Genomic DNA, 15,640 nt, shown 5'->3' on the forward strand with positions numbered 1-15,640 from the left:
CGCCGTAGCGAGCGGGGACGAACGGAGAACCATCCATGGCGAAGAGCATCGCGTACCCGAGCCCGGACTTCCCGGGCCCTCCGCGAGTTCGCATCGATGTTCCCGAGGACTGGGAGCCGCTCACCGTCCCCGGCGTCCAGCTCGCCGTCGCTCAGCCCCGTGTGGAGGGGCGCTTCCGCGCCAACGTGGTGATCACGGTGCAGCGGTTCGGCCCGGACTTCACCCTCGACGCCGCCCGTGCCGGGCTCGAGCAGCGCAAGGCCGCGCTGCCCCAGCTGGAGGAGCTCGGGAGCGGAGAGATCGAGGTGGAGGGGACCACCTGGATCGCCAGCGAGTACGGCTACACCCAGCCCGGCCGGCCCACCGTCGTCCAGGCCGCGCGCTACGCGGTGATCGACCGCGGCGTCGCCAAGGACGTGCTTGAGGTCGTGGGCAGCTGCGGCGCCGAGGGCGCCGAAGAGGAGATCGAGACGGTCCGCACCATCCAGGACTCGGTGCGACTCGACGTCCACTGACCCCCGCTCCATACCCCACGAAGAGGACCCCGGCCACTGCGGCGCGGGGTCCTTCCTCGTTCCCGCGCGCCCTCCGACGGGACGGCTCCACGGGGAGCGCTGCCTGGGGAGTTGTCCCCATCCCGAAGTGGTGGTGGGGGTTCTAGGGTGGTGTCATCACCTGGGGGACAGGGATCGAGGATGTGGCCTGGAGGTCGCGGAGGTCCGGTTCGGTGGGTGGGGACCAAGTACTGGATACGACGTGGAGGACACCATGAAGAAGGGCATGACCCCCGAGGCTGTGGAGCAGATGGGGACCCAGATCACCGAGGCCGGCGAGCAGGTTCAGCAGATCTTCACTGCTGTGCAGGGTCGCGTGACCGAGTTCGACTGGACCGGTGAGGACCGTGACCGCTACATCCAGGAGTTCGAGTCGACCGTGGGTCAGCTCGTGCAGCAGGTGCAGCAGCAGGCGCAGGAGTTCGGTGATCGTGCGCGGAACAACGCCAACCAGCAGCGTGACGCGTCGGCCTGATCGGTCGGTAGTTTCTCTTCCTTCTCTTCTTTTTCTGCAGTTCTTCGGCTCCTGGGTAGGGGCGAAAGGGGTTTGTGATGGCTTTCAAGGGTATGAATCCGGATCAGGGGCGCGAGGTCGCGACCGGGATCAACGATGCGGTGGGTCAGATTCTCGACGCGATCGATGCGGTGACGAACGTGGTCAACTCGGTCGAGTGGGTCGGCCCGGACTACGACGCGTACCGCGATGACTGGAACGGTTTCGTCTCCGGTGCGGTGAACCAGCTCGTGGAGGGTATGAAGACCAAGGCGGATGAGCTGAACCAGCACGCCGAGGAGCAGGACTCCACCTCGAACCAGCAGTGAGGTAGGTGCGGGCTTCGGTCCGTGGCGTGGAAGGGCCCCGTTCCCTTTCGTGGGGGGCGGGGCCCTTCGGCGTGCTCACGGGATGCGGCTGGCTGTCCACAGTGCTCCGACGGTCCGTAATTTTCTGACCTGCGGCGATGCTCTCCAAAGGGATGGGGAGGAGCATGGGGAGTTGTCCCCATCGCGAAGTGGTGGTGGGGGTTCTAGGGTGGTGTCATCACCTGGGGGACAGGGATCGAGGATGTGGCCTGGAGGTCGCGGAGGTCCGGTTCGGTGGGTGGGGACCAAGTACTGGATACGACGTGGAGGACACCATGAAGAAGGGCATGACCCCCGAGGCTGTGGAGCAGATGGGGACCCAGATCACCGAGGCCGGCGAGCAGGTTCAGCAGATCTTCACTGCTGTGCAGGGTCGCGTGACCGAGTTCGACTGGACCGGTGAGGACCGTGACCGCTACATCCAGGAGTTCGAGTCGACCGTGGGTCAGCTCGTGCAGCAGGTGCAGCAGCAGGCGCAGGAGTTCGGTGATCGTGCGCGGAACAACGCCAACCAGCAGCGTGACGCGTCGGCCTGATCGGTCGGTAGTTTCTCTTCCTTCTCTTCTTTTTCTGCAGTTCTTCGGCTCCTGGGTAGGGGCGAAAGGGGTTTGTGATGGCTTTCAAGGGTATGAATCCGGATCAGGGGCGCGAGGTCGCGACCGGGATCAACGATGCGGCGGGTCAGATTCTCGACGCGATCGATGCGGTGACGAACGTGGTCAACTCGGTCGAGTGGGTCGGCCCGGACTACGACGCGTACCGCGATGACTGGAACGGTTTCGTCTCCGGTGCGGTGAACCAGCTCGTGGAGGGTATGAAGACCAAGGCGGATGAGCTGAACCAGCACGCCGAGGAGCAGGACTCCACCTCGAACCAGCAGTGAGGTAGGTGCGGGCTTCGGTCCGTGGCGTGGAAGGGCCCCGTTCCCTTTCGTGGGGGGCGGGGCCCTTCTCCATGCCTGCGCAACGTCAGCAGCAGGCGATGATCACCGGCAGGTGCAGCTCCGCTGCAGGTACGGATCGGCAGTGGGTGTGGATCAGCAGGCGCTGAGGATCAGCGGTAGTTGATGAACTGGAGCGCCACGTCGAGGTCCTTGCCCTTCAGCAACGCGATCACGGCCTGGAGGTCGTCGCGGCTCTTGGAGGAGACGCGCAGCTCGTCGCCCTGGATCTGCGCCTTGACGCCCTTGGGGCCCTCGTCGCGGATCAGCTTGGAGATCTTCTTGGCGTCCTCGGTGCTGATGCCCTCCTTGAGGCCGGCCGCCAGGCGCACCTCCTTGCCGGACTGCTTCGGGTCGCCCACCTCCAGCGCCTTCAGGGAGATCCCGCGGCGGATGAGCTTGGACTGCAGCACATCCAGCACGGCGAGCACCCGCTCCTCCGCATTCGCGGACATGACGATCTCGTCGCCGCTGAGCGTGATCGAGGCACCGGTGTTGCGGAAGTCGTAGCGCTGACCCACCTCCTTCACGGCCTGGTTCACGGCGTTGTCGACCTCCTGGCGGTCGAGCTTGCTGACGATGTCGAACGACGAATCGGCCATCGGGTCCCTCCTCCGGACGGCGACGTCGAGGTCGCCGTCCTGTCATGTGCGGTCGGTGATGTGCGGAGCGGATGCGCGACGCGAGGGTGCGCGCTGCGCGGCCCGCGGGATCGTGGCACCCATTGTGGTCCGCCGGGCACCTCCGCGGGGCGATCCGGGCGCCCTGTCGGCGAGTGCGCCGGCGGGCCCGAACGGGCTGTGACGCCTCTCATGCCTGATCGGGGCCCTCTGGGTTCGCACCGCGGCCAGGTCCCCGCTATGCTGTTCCGAGTCCGCTTCCGGCGGCCGCGGGACGAGAGTCCGGCGGGTGACGGAAGAGGGTCGCGGCAGATTACCCGAGCGGCCAAAGGGAGCTGACTGTAAATCAGCTGGCATTGCCTACGGGGGTTCGAATCCCTCATCTGCCACGCGGAGGATCCTTGTGATCCGAAGCACGGGGACCGCCCCTCGAATTGCCTCCGGGCAAGGAGGCGGGTAAGGTTCACCGGGTTGCCCTGATAGCTCAGTCGGCAGAGCATCTCCATGGTAAGGAGAAGGTCAAGGGTTCGATTCCCTTTCAGGGCTCTGATGGATGCGGCGGCCCGGTCTCATTCGAGATCGGGCCGCTTCATCGGTCACGCCGGGGTAGCTCAGACGGTTAGAGCGCACGACTCATAATCGTGAGGTCGCGGGTTCGATCCCCGCCCTCGGTACCACACCGGTTCCCACCGGAGTGCAGAATCCACATCCCCCGAGTACGGGGACCCACGAGGTGCGCCGCCGGGCGCGCCACCCGGACGAAAGAGGCGAACCGTGGCGAGCAAGAGCTCTGACGTGCGTCCCAAGATCACCATGGCGTGTGTCGACTGCAAGGCGCGCAACTACATCACCAAGAAGAACCGTCGCAACACCCCGGATCGGCTCGAGCTCTCGAAGTTCTGCCCGACCTGCGGCAAGCAGACGGTGCACCGCGAGACCCGCTGATCGCGCGCTCCGCGCACTTCCACGAAGGCCACCCGGCATCGCCGGGTGGCCTTCGTGCATCCCGGAGGAGATCCGTGCGCCTCCCGCCGCAACCCGCAGCGCCCCCGTCTGCCGAACCCCGCCGGCGGAACCCTGTCGGCCGCGCCCGTCGGCCGGGACCGTGCGGCGGTGAGATGATCGTGGGGTCCGCGCCCCCGTCGGCCCCGGCCGACCCGACCCCGGAGATCCCATGAGCCCCACCCCCGATCCCGCCTTCGCCGGCCGCACCTACCCGCCCGGCCCCGTGCACACCGTCTCGGCCGCGAAGATCGGAGAGTTCGCGCGCGCCACGGGCGCGACGAGCCCCCTGCACACGGATCCGGAGGCCGCGCGTGCGGCCGGTCACGCGGACGTGGTCGCCCCGCCCACCTTCCTCGTGTCCCTCGCCCAGGAGACCGAGGCGCAGTACATCGAGGACCCGGAGGCCGGGATCGACTTCTCCCGCGTCGTCCACGGCGAGGAGGGCTTCACCCTGCACCGCCCGGTCGTCGCCGGGGACCGCCTCGTGCCCACCCTCACCGTCGAATCCGTGCGCGCCGCCGGCGGCAATGCGATGGTCGCCACCCGCGTCGACCTCGCCGACGAGGCCGGCGCCGAGGTCGCCTCCGTGCGCTCCATGCTCGTCGTCCGCGGCGACTGAGCCCCGCGCCCCGATCCACCGCGTCCCCCGACCACTGCGTCCCTCGACCACCAGGAGCGACCATGACCGCCCTCACCCTTGCCGACCTCGCCGTCGGCCAGGAGCTCTCCCGCACCACCCACACCCTCACCCGTGACACGCTCGTGCGCTACGCGGGCGCCTCCGGCGACTTCAACCCCATCCACTACAACGACACCGTCGCGACCGAGGCCGGGCTGCCCGGCGTCATCGCCCACGGCATGCTCACCATGGGCACCGCCATCACCGGCCTCGTCGACGCGCTCGGCGACCCGACCGCCGTCCGCGCCTACTCCACCCGCTTCACCGGCATGGTCCCCGTCCCGGCCACCGGCGAGGTCGCCCTCGAGGTCGTCGCGACCGTCGGCGCGATCGACGCCAAGGCGGGCACCGCCCGCGTGGACCTCACCGCCGAGGTCGAGGGCCAGAAGGTGCTCGGCCGCTCCCGCGCCACCATCGCGCTGCCCGCCGGCGGGGATGCAGCCAGTGAGCACGCAGCCGACGAGGACGCAGCCGACGAGGACGGGACGGCGACCGCGTGAGGCTCTCCGACCTGACCACGCTCCGCATCGGCGGGGAGATCCGCCACCTCGTCGAGGCCCGCACGGCCGACGAGGTCATCGCCGCGGTCTCCGCGGCCGACGAGGCCGGCGAGCCCCTGCTCGTCCTCGGCGGCGGCTCCAACCTCGTCGCCTCCGACGAACCCTTCGAGGGCACCGTCGTGCTGCTGCGCGACCCCGAGGAGCCGCCGCAGCTCGACGCGACCTGCGAGGTCGGCGCCTCCGGCGAGCCCGACGGGATCCCCGTGGACGCCGCCGACCTCACCCCGCTGGACCCCACCTGCGGCGGCGCGATCGTCGAGCACTTCGCAGGCGTGAACTGGGACCGGGCTGTGCGCTACGCCGTCGCCCGCGAGATGGTCGGCATCGAGGCGCTCTCGGGGATCCCCGGCACCGTCGGCGCGACCCCCATCCAGAACGTCGGCGCGTACGGGCAGGAGGTCGCCTCGACCATCTCCCGCGTGCGCACCTGGGACCGGGAGAAGGGCGCGGTGCGCACCTTCTTCGCGGCCGACTGCGACTTCGCCTACCGCGACAGCGTCTTCAAGCGCACCCGCTACTCCGGCTCCGTCCCCTCGGCGACCGGCCGCTATGTGGTGCTGTCGGTGACCTTCCAGCACACCCTCGGCTCGCTGTCCGCGCCGATCCGCTACGCCCAGCTCGCCGAGGCCCTCGGCGTGGCGGTGGGGGACCGGGTCCCGATGAAGGACGTGCGCGAGGCGGTGCTGCGGATCCGCGGGAGCAAGGGCATGGTCCTGGACGCCGCGGACCACGACACCTGGAGCGCCGGCTCCTTCTTCACCAACCCGATCCTGCCCGAGCAGGTCGCCGCCACCCTGCCCGAGGGCGCGCCGCGCTATCCCGCGGGCGACGGCCTGGTGAAGACCAGCGCCGCCTGGCTGATCAGCAACTCCGGCGTGGAGCGCGGTCACGCGGTGGGGGAGCGGGCCTCCGTCTCCACCAAGCACTCGCTCGCCCTGACCAACCGCGGCGGGGCCGGCAGCGAGGACCTCGTGGCGCTGGCGAAGGACGTCCAGGGCAGGGTCCAGGAGCGCTTCGGCATCCACCTCGAGCCCGAGCCGGTGCGCCTCGGGCTCGATCTGTGAACCCCGTCCCGGCGGCGAGGACCCCCGGCCTACTATGGCGGGACGGCCAAGAACGCCGTCCCGCCCCGTCGCCGCAGGAGGCTCTGTGAACGTCCTCGACCAGTCCGTCGCCGATCTCGACCCGGAGATCGCCCAGGTGCTCGACCGCGAGCTGGCCCGACAGCAGGGCACGCTCGAGATGATCGCCTCCGAGAACTTCGTGCCCCGCTCGGTCATGCAGGTCCAGGGCTCCGTGCTCACCAACAAGTACGCCGAGGGCTACCCCGGCAAGCGCTACTACGGCGGCTGCGAGGAGGTGGACGTCGCCGAGCAGATCGCGATCGACCGCGCCAAGGCCCTGTTCGGCGCCGACCACGCCAATGTGCAGCCCCACTCGGGCGCCACCGCCAACGCCGCGGTCATGCACGCCCTCGCCCGCCCGGGCGACAAGCTGATGGGCCTCTCGCTCGCCCACGGCGGCCACCTCACCCACGGCATGAAGATCAACTTCTCCGGCCGTCTCTACGACATCGTCGCGTACGAGACCGAGCCGGGCACGGGTCTGATCGACATGGACAAGGTCCGCGAGCTGGCCCTGGCGGAGAAGCCGAAGGTCATCGTCGCCGGCTGGTCCGCCTACACCCGCCAGCTCGACTTCCCCGCCTTCCGCGCGATCGCCGACGAGGTCGGCGCGGCGCTGTGGGTGGACATGGCCCACTTCGCGGGCCTCGTCGCCGCGGGCCTGCACCCGAGCCCCGTCCCCTACGCGGACGTCGTCTCCACCACCATCCACAAGACCATCGGCGGCCCCCGCTCCGGCATGATCCTGTGCAAGGAGGAGTGGGCCAAGAAGATCGACTCCGCCGTGTTCCCGGGCCAGCAGGGCGGCCCGCTCATGCACGTGGTCGCCGCGAAGGCCGTCGCCCTGAAGATCGCCGCCTCGGACGACTTCAAGGACCGCCAGAAGCGCACCCTCGAGGGCGCGCAGATCATCGCCGACCGCCTCCAGCAGGAGGACACGAAGGCCGCGGGCGTCAAGGTCATCTCCGGCGGCACCGACGTGCATCTGGTGCTCGTGGACCTCGTCGACTCCGAGCTCGACGGCCAGCAGGCCGAGGACCGCCTCCACGAGGCCGGCATCACCGTGAACCGCAACGCCGTCCCCAACGACCCCCGCCCGCCGCGGGTCACCTCCGGACTGCGCATCGGCACCCCGGCGCTGGCCACCCGCGGCTTCGGCACGGAGGAGTTCACCGAGGTCGCCGACGTCATCGCGCAGGCGCTGACCGGCGGTGAGGACATCGAGTCCCTCCGCGCCCGCACCCGGGCGCTCGCGGAGAAGAAGCCTCTGTACGCCGACCTCCAGCAGTACTGAGCAGGCCGCGGGGCCCGGCGAACGCCGGGCCCCGCCCCTGTCCCGGGCGGCCGCACCGGCGCGGCCCCGCCACTCCGCACGACCCCGTGCTCGACCTCGTGCCCGACCCCCAGGAGCCCAGCGCCATGACTGCACAGATCCTCGACGGCAAGGCCACCGCCGCCGCCATCAAGGCCGATCTCACCGAGCGCGTCCAGCGCCTCGTCGACGCCGGCCACCCCCGCCCCGGACTCGCGACCGTGCTGGTCGGCGACGACCCGGGCAGCGCCGCCTACGTGCGCGGCAAGCACCGCGACAGCGAGAAGGTGGGCCTTCAGTCCATCCAGAAGCACCTCCCGGCCGACGCGACCCAGGAGGACGTGGAGGCGGTCGTCGACGAGCTGAACGCCGACCCCGACTGCACCGGCTACATCGTCCAGCTCCCGCTGCCGAAGCACATCGACACCGACGCGATCCTCGAGCGCGTCGACCCCGCCAAGGACGCCGACGGCCTGCACCCGATGAACCTCGGTCGGCTCGTGCTGAACGCCAACAAGCCCATCCACACCCCGCTGCCCTGCACCCCCCGCGCCGTCATCGAGCTGCTCGAGCACCACGACGTGGACCTCAAGGGCAAGGACGTGGTCGTCATCGGCCGCGGCGTCACCGTCGGCCGCTCCATCGGCGCGCTCATGACTCGCCGCGCCATCAACGCGACCGTCACCCTCACCCACACCGGCACCACCGACCTGCCCGCGCACCTGCGCCGCGCCGACGTGATCGTCGCCGCCGCGGGCGTGGCCCATCTCGTGCGTCCGGAGGACGTCAAGCCCGGCGCGATCGTGCTGGACGTGGGCGTCTCCCGCCAGGAGGACCCGGACGGCGGCAAGGCCACCCTGGTCGGTGACGTGGACCCGACCGTCGGCGAGGTCGCCTCCTGGATCAGCCCCAACCCCGGCGGCGTCGGCCCCATGACCCGTGCCCTGCTGCTGAAGAACGTCGTCGAGGCCGCCGAGCGCGCTGCCGTCCTCGACGGCTGAGCGCACGCCCATCCTGGCATCCGCACCGCCCGCCCGTGGTACTCGGACCGCCGGCGGGCGGTCATGCGTCCCGGGGGCCGGAGACTGGCCCGTCGGCCCCTGTCATGGCTCGCTGACATACTGGTGGGCATGACTTTCACCCTCGCCACCGTCAACGTCAACGGCCTGCGGGCCGCGGCCCGCAAGGGCATGACCGACTGGCTCGCGCAGACCGCGGCCGACGTCATCACCCTGCAGGAGGTGCGGGCGCCCGACGAGCTGCTCGCCGAGCTCGTGGGGGAGGGCTGGACGATCGTCGGCGAGGCCTCCGAGCTCAAGGGCCGCAACGGTGTCGCGATCGCCGCACGCACCTCGCTGGCCTCGATCGACCTGGAGGGCGTGCGCCGCGGCCTGCCCGGCCTCACCGAGCCCACCCACACCGGGCGCTGGCTCGAGGCGGACCTCGAGGACCCGCTCGGCGACGGGAAGCTCCTCACCGTCATCTCCTGCTACATGCACTCGGGCAACACCGAGAAGCCGCAGACGATGGCCGACAAGTACGAGTTCCTCGACGTCGCCATGGAGCGCCTGGCCCAGCTGCGCGCCGACGGCCGCCACGTGGTCCTCACCGGCGACCTCAACATCGCCCACGCCAACAACGACATCAAGAACTGGAAGGGCAACCTGAAGTCCGCCGGCTTCCTGCCCGAGGAGCGCGCATACCTGGACCGGCTGCTGGTCGAGGGGGACTGGATCGACGTCCAGCGCCGCCTCGCCGGGGACGTGCCCGGCCCGTACACCTGGTGGTCCCAGCGCGGCAAGGCCTTCGACAACGACTCCGGCTGGCGGATCGACTACCAGCTCACCGACCCGGAGCTGGGGGAGCGGGCCACCTCCGCGCAGGTCGATCGTGCCCCCAGCTACGACACCCGCTGGTCCGATCACGCACCGCTGGTGGTCACCTACAGCTGAGCGCCGTCGACCGCAGGACCTGCACCCCTCCGCAGCATCCCTTCCAGCACAGGAGCCACCACGGCCGACCGTCGCACGCTCTCCCTGCCCGATGCCGAGATCGCCTTCCACGTCCACGGCCCGCTGCCACCGGCGGACGGTGAACCCGTCCTGCTGGTCATCGGCCAGCCGATGACCTCAGAGGGCTTCGACGAGCTCGTCGTCGAGCTGCCGGAGCGCGCCGTGGTCACCTACGACCCGCGCGGGCTCGGGCAGAGCACCCGCAGCGACGGCAGCGCCGTGAACGATCCGCGCCTCCAGGCGGAGGATCTCCACGCCCTGATCGGCGAGATCGGCGGGCCGGTGGACGTGTTCGCCAGCAGCGGCGGTGCGGTCACCGGTCTCGCCCTGGTCTCCGCGCACTCCGGTGACGTGCGCACGCTGGTCGCCCATGAGCCGCCGATCCTCGGCGTGCTGCCCGATGCGGAGGCCGCGGAGCAGGCGAACGCCGCCGTCGGCCGTGCCTACCAGGAGCGGGGCTGGGGCGCGGGCCTCGCGGCCTTCCTCGGGCTGTCGATGTGGCAGGGCGAGTTCACCGACGAGTACTCCGCCCAGCCCCTGCCGGACCAGGCGCAGTTCGGGCTGCCCACCGAGGACGACGGCACGCGGAACGATCCGCTGCTGTCCGGGGCGAGCGCACCCGTCACCGGCTACGAGCCGGACGTCGAGGCTCTGCGGGCATCGACCGCGAGGATCGTCCTCGGCGTGGGGGAGCGGACCGGCCAGGCGCTCACGGGACGCACCACCCGGGAGCTGGCCGCGCTGCTCGGTCAGGAGCCGGTGGTCTTCCCCGGCGACCACGGCGGGTTCATGACCGGGAACCCTGCCGAGCCGAACGACCCCGCCGCCTTCGCGGACCGGCTGCGCGAGGTGCTCACGGGCGCGTCCTGACCGCCATGGACGGCTCCGGGCGGCGCCGTCCGTCCCTCTGGCCCGCACGACGAACGGGGTCCCTCCGCAGTGCGGAAGGACCCCGTTCTCGGTCGGTGGGCGACCGGGCTCAGACGCGGCCGCGGATCACGGCCTGCTTGACCTCGGCGATCGCCTTGGTCACCTGGATGCCGCGGGGGCATGCCTCGGAGCAGTTGAAGGTGGTGCGGCAGCGCCACACGCCCTCCTTGGAGTTCAGGATCTCCAGGCGCTGCTCGCCCGCGTCGTCGCGCGAGTCGAAGATGAAGCGGTGCGCGTTCACGATCGCGGCCGGGCCGAAGTACTGCCCGTCGGTCCAGAACACCGGGCACGACGAGGTGCACGCCGCGCACAGGATGCACTTGGTGGTGTCGTCGAAGCGCTCGCGCTGCTCGGCGGACTGCAGGCGCTCGCGGCTGGGCTCCTGGCCGGAGGCCACCAGGAACGGCATGACCTCCTTGTAGGAGTCGAAGAACGGCTCCATGTCGACGATCAGGTCCTTCTCGACCGGCAGGCCCTTGATGGGCTCGACGGTGATCGGCTTGTTGATGTCGAGGTCCTTCAGCAGCGTCTTGCAGGCCAGACGGTTGCGGCCGTTGATCCGCATCGCGTCCGAGCCGCACACGCCGTGGGCGCAGGAACGGCGGAAGGTCAGCGACCCGTCCAGGTGCCACTTGATCTCGTGCAGGGCGTCCAGCACACGGTCGGTGCCGTGCATCGTGACGGTGAAGTCCTCCCAGCGGGCCCCCGCATCGGTGTCCGGGTCGAAGCGCGCGATGCGCAGCGTGACCTGGAACGAGGGGACCTCCTCGGCACCGGACTCGGCCTGGGGCTTCTCGGCGACGGCAGTCATCAGAACGTGCGCTCCTTCGGCTCGTAGCGGGTGATCACGACGGGCTTGGTGCCCAGGCGGATCGAGGTGCCCTCGAGGCCCGACTCACCCGGCAGGGTGCGGTAGGCCATGGTGTGCTCGAGGTAGTTGACGTCATCGCGCTTGTCGTAGTCCTCGCGGAAGTGACCGCCGCGGGACTCCTTGCGGTTCAGCGCGCCCAGCGCCACGATCTCGGCGAGGTCCAGGAGGAAGCCGAGCTCCACCGCCTCCATGAGGTCCAGGTTGTAGCGCTGGCCCTTGTCCTGGATGGCGACGGTCTCATAGCGCTTCTTCAGCTCGGCGATGCCCGCGAGCGCCGTGCGGCAGGTCTCCTCCGTGCGGAACACCTGGACGTTCGCGTCCATGAGCTCCTGGAGCTCGCTACGGATGTTGGCGATGCGGTCCTCGGTGGCGGGACGGTCGCGCAGGCGCTGCAGCAGCTCCACGGTCGGCTCCTCGACGCCCTCGGGCAGCTCCGGCAGGTCGACCTCGGCGGCGTGCTCCGCGGCGGCGATGCCGGCGCGGCGGCCGAACACGTTGATGTCCAGCAGCGAGTTGGTGCCCAGGCGGTTGCCGCCGTGCACGGACACGCACGCGGTCTCGCCGGCCGCGTACAGGCCCGGGATCACGTCGGTCGCATTGGCGAGGACCTCGCCGCGGATGTTGGTGGGGATGCCGCCCATGCCGTAGTGCGCGGTGGGGAACACCGGCACCGGCTCCGTGTACGGCTCCACACCCAGGTAGGTGCGGGCGAACTCGGTGATGTCCGGGAGCTTCGCGTCGATGTGCGCCGGCTCGAGGTGGGTGAGGTCGAGGTAGACGTAGTCCTTGTTCGGACCGGCGCCGCGACCCTCGCGCACCTCGTTGGCCATCGCACGGGCGACCACGTCACGGGGGGCGAGGTCCTTCAGGGTGGGGGCGTAGCGCTCCATGAAGCGCTCCATGTCCGCATTGCGCAGGATGCCGCCCTCGCCGCGGGCCGCCTCCGACAGGAGGATGCCCAGGCCCGCCAGGCCCGTCGGATGGAACTGGAAGAACTCCATGTCCTCCAGCGGGATGCCGCGGCGGAACGCCATCGCCGGGCCGTCGCCGGTGAGGGTGTGCGCGTTGGAGGTGGTCTTGAAGATCTTGCCGAAGCCGCCGGAGGCGAACACGACCGACTTCGCGCGGAACACGTGGATCTCGCCGGTGGCCAGCTCGTAGGTGACCACGCCGGAGGCGCGCACGCCCTCGTCGGAGCGGGGGTCGCCGGTCATGAGCACGTCGAGCACGTAGTACTCGTTGAAGAACTCCACCTGCTGCTTCACGCAGTTCTGGTAGAGGGTCTGGAGGATCATGTGGCCGGTGCGGTCCGCGGCGTAGCAGGCGCGGCGGACGGGCGCCTCGCCGTGCTCGCGGGTGTGACCGCCGAAGCGGCGCTGGTCGATGCGGCCCTCAGGGGTGCGGTTGAAGGGCAGCCCCATCTTCTCCAGGTCGAGCACCGCGTCGATGGCCTCCTTGGCCATCACCTCGGCGGCGTCCTGGTCCACCAGGTAGTCACCGCCCTTGACGGTGTCGTAGGTGTGCCACTCCCAGTTGTCCTCCTCGACGTTGGCCAGGGCGGCGCACATGCCGCCCTGCGCCGCGCCGGTGTGGGAGCGCGTGGGGTAGAGCTTGGTGACGACGGCGGTGCGGGCGCGCTTGGAGGACTCCAGGGCCGCGCGCATGCCGGCGCCACCGGCGCCGACGATCACCACGTCGTAGTTATGGGTCTGCATGTCGGGGGACTGCTCCGTTCCGGGTCGACCGTGTTCGGGAAGTGGGGGAGGGGCGGCCGGGCCGCCCCCGGGGGGCGTCAGCCCTCGCAGAAGGAGGGCAGCAGGCTCGGCTCGGCGCCGACGGGGCACGGATCGAAGGTGAAGATCACCAGGGTGCCCAGCACGATCGTGATGACCACCGCGAAGTACAGGACGGCCTTCAGCACCATGCGGGTGCGGTCGCCGCGGGCGTAGTCGTTGATGATCGTGCGCACGCCGTTGCCGCCGTGGATCAGGCCCAGCCACAGCATCAGCAGGTCCCAGACCTGCCAGAAGGGGGAGGCCCACTTGCCGCCCACGAAGGCGAAGTCGATGCCCTTGACGCCCTCGCCGAGCCACAGGTTCACGAAGAGGTGGCCGAACACGAGGATGACCAGCAGCGCGCCGGAGGCGCGCATGAACAGCCACGAGAGCATCTCGGTGTTCATGCCGCGCTGGCCGGTGCGGCGGTAGCGCGAGGTGGGATCGGGGATGGAGGTCGCGGAGGTAGGCATCGAGATCACGCTCCGAACATGTGCATGAGGTGGCGGGGGGCGAAGCCGGCCATCAGGACGACCCACAGGATCACGACGCCCCAGAACAGGCCGCGCTGGCGCTTGGTGCCCTGGGACCAGAAGTCCACCAGGATGATGCGCAGGCCGTTGAGGGCGTGGAAGATGATCGCGGCGACGAGGCCGAGCTCGCCGAGGCCGAACACGACGGTCTTGTAGTGCCCGATCACCTCGTTGTACGCCTCGGGGGAGACTCGCACGAGGGCGGTGTCCAGCACGTGCACGAGCAGGAACAGGAAGATGAGCATTCCTGAGATGCGGTGGGCGACCCAGGACCACATGCCCTCGCGTCCGCGATAGAGCGTCCCGGATTGGGCGGAAGCCACGGAGTTCCTCCAGAAGCGTCGGGATGGCGCCGGGAGCGGGGACGGTGCTCCGCGGCGCGCGGCGCGGACCCGCCGGGACCGAGGTCCCGGGGCCGTTGCGGCGCTGGGGCCGCCCGAGGGCGCCCGTTTCGCGACACGGCGACATCATCATCGCCCCCGACAGGGGCGTGGCCAGCGTAGCACCAGGCAGGAGCGGAGGCGGCGCACCCCGGCGCGGTTCGCGGAACGGACCCTGCGAGGCTCCTGAGCGCCGATAACCTGGACGCATGCCCAAGGATCCGTTCGTCCCCGTGGTTCCCGCCGGAGGCTCCGGCACGCGACTGTGGCCTCTCTCACGCCGGGCGCGGCCCAAGTTCCTCCTCGACCTCACGGGGGAGGGCGCCTCGCTTCTCCAGCGCACCCTCGCGCGCCTCGCCCCGCTCGCCGACCGCGCGCCGATCGTGGTCACCGGGCGCGCGCACACCGACGAGGTCCGTGCGCAGCTCGGCGCCGGGGACGGCGCTGCCGACGGGGATGCCTCGAGCGCGGCCGACGGAGGCGCCCTGCCCGTCCGGGTTCTCGCCGAGCCCTCGGCGCGCAACTCCATGCCCGCGATCGCGCTCGCCGCGGCGCTCGTGGAAAAGGAGGAGCCCCGCGCCGTGATCGGCTCCTTCGCTGCCGACCACCTCATCGAGGACCAGGAGGGCTTCGCCCGCGCCGTCGCCGCCGCCCGCGACGCCGCCGAGCTCGGCTATCTCGTCACCCTCGGGATCGAGCCCACCTCGCCGTCCACCGGATTCGGGTACATCGAAGCGGCGGGTGAGGAGGCCGTGGGTGAGGAGGCCGCGGAGGAGGGCACCGCGGAGCAGCGCGCCGCGCAGGCGCTGCGCGACGTCGGCGCCCGGCCCGTGGTCCGCTTCGTCGAGAAGCCCGACCTCGAGACCGCCGAGCGCTTCGTCGCCGCGGGGCTGCGCTGGAACGCCGGCATGTTCGTGGTGCGCGCCTCGGTGCTGCTGGACGAGCTCGCCGCGCAGATCCCGGGACTCGCCGCCGGGGCGCGGGAGATCGCCGCCGCCCACGGCACGCCCGCCGAGCAGGAGACCCTCGAGCGCGTCTGGCCGCAGCTCACCGCGATCGCGATCGACCACGCCCTCGCCGAGCCGCTCGCCGCACAGGGGAAGGTCGCCATGGTCCCCGCCGCCTTCGACTGGGACGACGTCGGGGACTTCGCGGCGCTCGCCCGTCAGCTGCGGGCGCGAGATGCGCGCGAGGGCGCGGCGAGCAAGGCGGCGGCCGACGGGCCCGACGAGCCCTCCGGGGGCGGCGGGGCCGACGGCTCCGACGTCCGGGTCGTGGGAAGCGCCACGATCGATGCGCTCTCCTCCCGGGCCACGGTGTACGGTGCCACGCACCGCTATATCGCCCTGGTCGGGCTCGAGGGCATCAGCATCGTCGACACCGAGGACGCGCTGCTGGTGCTCGCCGACGACCGGGCGCAGGAGCTCCAGACCCTCGTCGGCCGCCTCGACGAGAAGGGCCTGGGCCGACTGCGCTGACGCCGG

The 15,640-nt window shown here is 70.6% G+C and carries 19 protein-coding genes and 3 tRNA genes; 17 read left to right on the forward strand and 5 right to left on the reverse strand.

What is annotated here, in order from left to right:
• Window positions 1-35: 35 nt before the first annotated feature.
• The 5 genes from HNR70_RS03375 (at window position 36) to HNR70_RS03395 (ending at window position 2,298) form a co-directional block, all read left to right on the forward strand.
• Window positions 36-515, forward strand: coding sequence for a hypothetical protein (locus HNR70_RS03375; RefSeq protein WP_184324411.1), 480 nt, complete (start codon window positions 36-38; stop codon window positions 513-515).
• Between the two features lie 253 nt (window positions 516-768).
• Window positions 769-1,029, forward strand: coding sequence for a hypothetical protein (locus HNR70_RS03380; protein ID WP_184324412.1), 261 nt, complete (start codon window positions 769-771; stop codon window positions 1,027-1,029).
• A 77-nt stretch (window positions 1,030-1,106) separates the two neighbouring features.
• Entirely contained in the window at window positions 1,107-1,376 is a 270-nt protein-coding gene (locus tag HNR70_RS03385) for a WXG100 family type VII secretion target (RefSeq protein ID WP_246375137.1), read from the forward strand.
• Between the two features lie 314 nt (window positions 1,377-1,690).
• On the forward strand, window positions 1,691-1,951 hold the full coding sequence (locus HNR70_RS03390; RefSeq protein ID WP_184324412.1) for a hypothetical protein: 261 nt from the start codon (window positions 1,691-1,693) through the stop codon (window positions 1,949-1,951).
• A 77-nt stretch (window positions 1,952-2,028) separates the two neighbouring features.
• Window positions 2,029-2,298 carry a WXG100 family type VII secretion target gene (locus HNR70_RS03395; RefSeq protein WP_246375138.1) on the forward strand — a complete coding sequence of 90 codons (270 nt, stop codon included), beginning with the start codon at window positions 2,029-2,031 and terminating at the stop codon, window positions 2,296-2,298.
• Between the two features lie 170 nt (window positions 2,299-2,468).
• On the opposite strand, the gene HNR70_RS03400 is transcribed toward HNR70_RS03395, so the two are convergent.
• A complete protein-coding gene (locus tag HNR70_RS03400; protein ID WP_184324413.1) occupies window positions 2,469-2,957 on the reverse strand; it encodes a YajQ family cyclic di-GMP-binding protein in 489 nt (162 codons plus the stop codon).
• A 325-nt stretch (window positions 2,958-3,282) separates the two neighbouring features.
• On the opposite strand from HNR70_RS03400, the gene HNR70_RS03405 reads away from it, so the two are divergent.
• The 11 genes from HNR70_RS03405 to HNR70_RS03455 all read left to right on the forward strand — a co-directional run bounded on the left by HNR70_RS03405 (window position 3,283) and on the right by HNR70_RS03455 (window position 10,537).
• Window positions 3,283-3,364, forward strand: a tRNA-Tyr gene (locus HNR70_RS03405).
• An 84-nt stretch (window positions 3,365-3,448) separates the two neighbouring features.
• Window positions 3,449-3,521: transfer RNA gene (locus HNR70_RS03410), tRNA-Thr, on the forward strand.
• 54 nt (window positions 3,522-3,575) lie between these two features.
• Window positions 3,576-3,652 (forward strand) — tRNA-Met (locus tag HNR70_RS03415).
• 97 nt (window positions 3,653-3,749) lie between these two features.
• Window positions 3,750-3,920: a 50S ribosomal protein L33 gene (rpmG, locus tag HNR70_RS03420; RefSeq protein ID WP_184324414.1), complete on the forward strand. Its 171-nt coding sequence runs from the start codon at window positions 3,750-3,752 to the stop codon at window positions 3,918-3,920.
• A 229-nt stretch (window positions 3,921-4,149) separates the two neighbouring features.
• The gene (locus HNR70_RS03425; protein ID WP_184324415.1) at window positions 4,150-4,599 is read left to right on the forward strand and encodes an FAS1-like dehydratase domain-containing protein; all 450 of its coding nucleotides are present in this window, start codon (window positions 4,150-4,152) and stop codon (window positions 4,597-4,599) included.
• Window positions 4,600-4,661: 62 nt separating this feature from the next.
• Window positions 4,662-5,159 (forward strand): MaoC/PaaZ C-terminal domain-containing protein, encoded by a 498-nt coding sequence (locus HNR70_RS03430; protein ID WP_184324416.1) that lies wholly within the window; start codon window positions 4,662-4,664, stop codon window positions 5,157-5,159.
• The gene (locus tag HNR70_RS03435) at window positions 5,156-6,283 is read left to right on the forward strand and encodes a UDP-N-acetylmuramate dehydrogenase (RefSeq protein WP_184324417.1); all 1,128 of its coding nucleotides are present in this window, start codon (window positions 5,156-5,158) and stop codon (window positions 6,281-6,283) included. The genes HNR70_RS03430 and HNR70_RS03435 overlap by 4 nt, the downstream gene beginning before the upstream one ends.
• Before the next feature lie 85 nt (window positions 6,284-6,368).
• Window positions 6,369-7,637 (forward strand): serine hydroxymethyltransferase, encoded by a 1,269-nt coding sequence (gene glyA / locus HNR70_RS03440; RefSeq protein WP_312857551.1) that lies wholly within the window; start codon window positions 6,369-6,371, stop codon window positions 7,635-7,637.
• A 125-nt stretch (window positions 7,638-7,762) separates the two neighbouring features.
• Window positions 7,763-8,656 (forward strand): bifunctional methylenetetrahydrofolate dehydrogenase/methenyltetrahydrofolate cyclohydrolase, encoded by an 894-nt coding sequence (locus HNR70_RS03445; protein ID WP_184324419.1) that lies wholly within the window; start codon window positions 7,763-7,765, stop codon window positions 8,654-8,656.
• Window positions 8,657-8,785: 129 nt separating this feature from the next.
• On the forward strand, window positions 8,786-9,607 hold the full coding sequence (locus tag HNR70_RS03450; RefSeq protein WP_184324420.1) for an exodeoxyribonuclease III: 822 nt from the start codon (window positions 8,786-8,788) through the stop codon (window positions 9,605-9,607).
• Window positions 9,608-9,778: 171 nt separating this feature from the next.
• A complete protein-coding gene (locus HNR70_RS03455; protein WP_246375139.1) occupies window positions 9,779-10,537 on the forward strand; it encodes an alpha/beta fold hydrolase in 759 nt (252 codons plus the stop codon).
• A gap of 109 nt (window positions 10,538-10,646) precedes the next feature.
• Here the strand turns inward: HNR70_RS03455 and HNR70_RS03460 are convergent, their stop codons facing one another.
• From HNR70_RS03460 to sdhC, 4 genes are all read right to left on the reverse strand, one after another.
• Window positions 10,647-11,408 (reverse strand): succinate dehydrogenase iron-sulfur subunit, encoded by a 762-nt coding sequence (locus HNR70_RS03460; RefSeq protein WP_184324421.1) that lies wholly within the window; start codon window positions 11,406-11,408, stop codon window positions 10,647-10,649.
• Window positions 11,408-13,183, reverse strand: a complete 1,776-nt coding sequence (sdhA, locus tag HNR70_RS03465; RefSeq protein WP_184324422.1) for a succinate dehydrogenase flavoprotein subunit — start codon at window positions 13,181-13,183, stop codon at window positions 11,408-11,410. The genes HNR70_RS03460 and sdhA overlap by 1 nt, the downstream gene beginning before the upstream one ends.
• A gap of 77 nt (window positions 13,184-13,260) precedes the next feature.
• A complete protein-coding gene (locus HNR70_RS03470; protein WP_184324423.1) occupies window positions 13,261-13,716 on the reverse strand; it encodes a succinate dehydrogenase hydrophobic membrane anchor subunit in 456 nt (151 codons plus the stop codon).
• A 5-nt stretch (window positions 13,717-13,721) separates the two neighbouring features.
• On the reverse strand, window positions 13,722-14,099 hold the full coding sequence (gene sdhC / locus HNR70_RS03475) for a succinate dehydrogenase, cytochrome b556 subunit (RefSeq protein ID WP_184324424.1): 378 nt from the start codon (window positions 14,097-14,099) through the stop codon (window positions 13,722-13,724).
• A gap of 266 nt (window positions 14,100-14,365) precedes the next feature.
• Between sdhC and HNR70_RS03480 the strand changes: the two genes are divergently transcribed.
• On the forward strand, window positions 14,366-15,634 hold the full coding sequence (locus HNR70_RS03480; protein ID WP_184324425.1) for a mannose-1-phosphate guanylyltransferase: 1,269 nt from the start codon (window positions 14,366-14,368) through the stop codon (window positions 15,632-15,634).
• Window positions 15,635-15,640 lie beyond the last annotated feature (6 nt).

This window comes from Brachybacterium aquaticum (assembly GCF_014204755.1).
In the GTDB taxonomy this organism is placed as follows: Bacteria; Actinomycetota; Actinomycetes; order Actinomycetales; family Dermabacteraceae; genus Brachybacterium; species Brachybacterium aquaticum.

Coding starts and splice junctions, on each gene's coding strand:
- HNR70_RS03445 (WP_184324419.1), top strand. CDS start 7,763: ATGACTGCACAGATCCTCGACGGCAAGGCCACCGCCGCCGCCATCAAG.
- HNR70_RS03450 (WP_184324420.1), top strand. CDS start 8,786: ATGACTTTCACCCTCGCCACCGTCAACGTCAACGGCCTGCGGGCCGCG.
- HNR70_RS03430 (WP_184324416.1), top strand. CDS start 4,662: ATGACCGCCCTCACCCTTGCCGACCTCGCCGTCGGCCAGGAGCTCTCC.
- HNR70_RS03400 (WP_184324413.1), bottom strand. CDS start 2,957: ATGGCCGATTCGTCGTTCGACATCGTCAGCAAGCTCGACCGCCAGGAG.
- HNR70_RS03480 (WP_184324425.1), top strand. CDS start 14,366: ATGCCCAAGGATCCGTTCGTCCCCGTGGTTCCCGCCGGAGGCTCCGGC.
- HNR70_RS03470 (WP_184324423.1), bottom strand. CDS start 13,716: ATGCCTACCTCCGCGACCTCCATCCCCGATCCCACCTCGCGCTACCGC.
- HNR70_RS03460 (WP_184324421.1), bottom strand. CDS start 11,408: ATGACTGCCGTCGCCGAGAAGCCCCAGGCCGAGTCCGGTGCCGAGGAG.
- HNR70_RS03375 (WP_184324411.1), top strand. CDS start 36: ATGGCGAAGAGCATCGCGTACCCGAGCCCGGACTTCCCGGGCCCTCCG.
- sdhA (WP_184324422.1), bottom strand. CDS start 13,183: ATGCAGACCCATAACTACGACGTGGTGATCGTCGGCGCCGGTGGCGCC.
- HNR70_RS03380 (WP_184324412.1), top strand. CDS start 769: ATGAAGAAGGGCATGACCCCCGAGGCTGTGGAGCAGATGGGGACCCAG.
- HNR70_RS03455 (WP_246375139.1), top strand. CDS start 9,779: ATGACCTCAGAGGGCTTCGACGAGCTCGTCGTCGAGCTGCCGGAGCGC.
- HNR70_RS03425 (WP_184324415.1), top strand. CDS start 4,150: ATGAGCCCCACCCCCGATCCCGCCTTCGCCGGCCGCACCTACCCGCCC.
- HNR70_RS03390 (WP_184324412.1), top strand. CDS start 1,691: ATGAAGAAGGGCATGACCCCCGAGGCTGTGGAGCAGATGGGGACCCAG.
- HNR70_RS03395 (WP_246375138.1), top strand. CDS start 2,029: ATGGCTTTCAAGGGTATGAATCCGGATCAGGGGCGCGAGGTCGCGACC.
- HNR70_RS03385 (WP_246375137.1), top strand. CDS start 1,107: ATGGCTTTCAAGGGTATGAATCCGGATCAGGGGCGCGAGGTCGCGACC.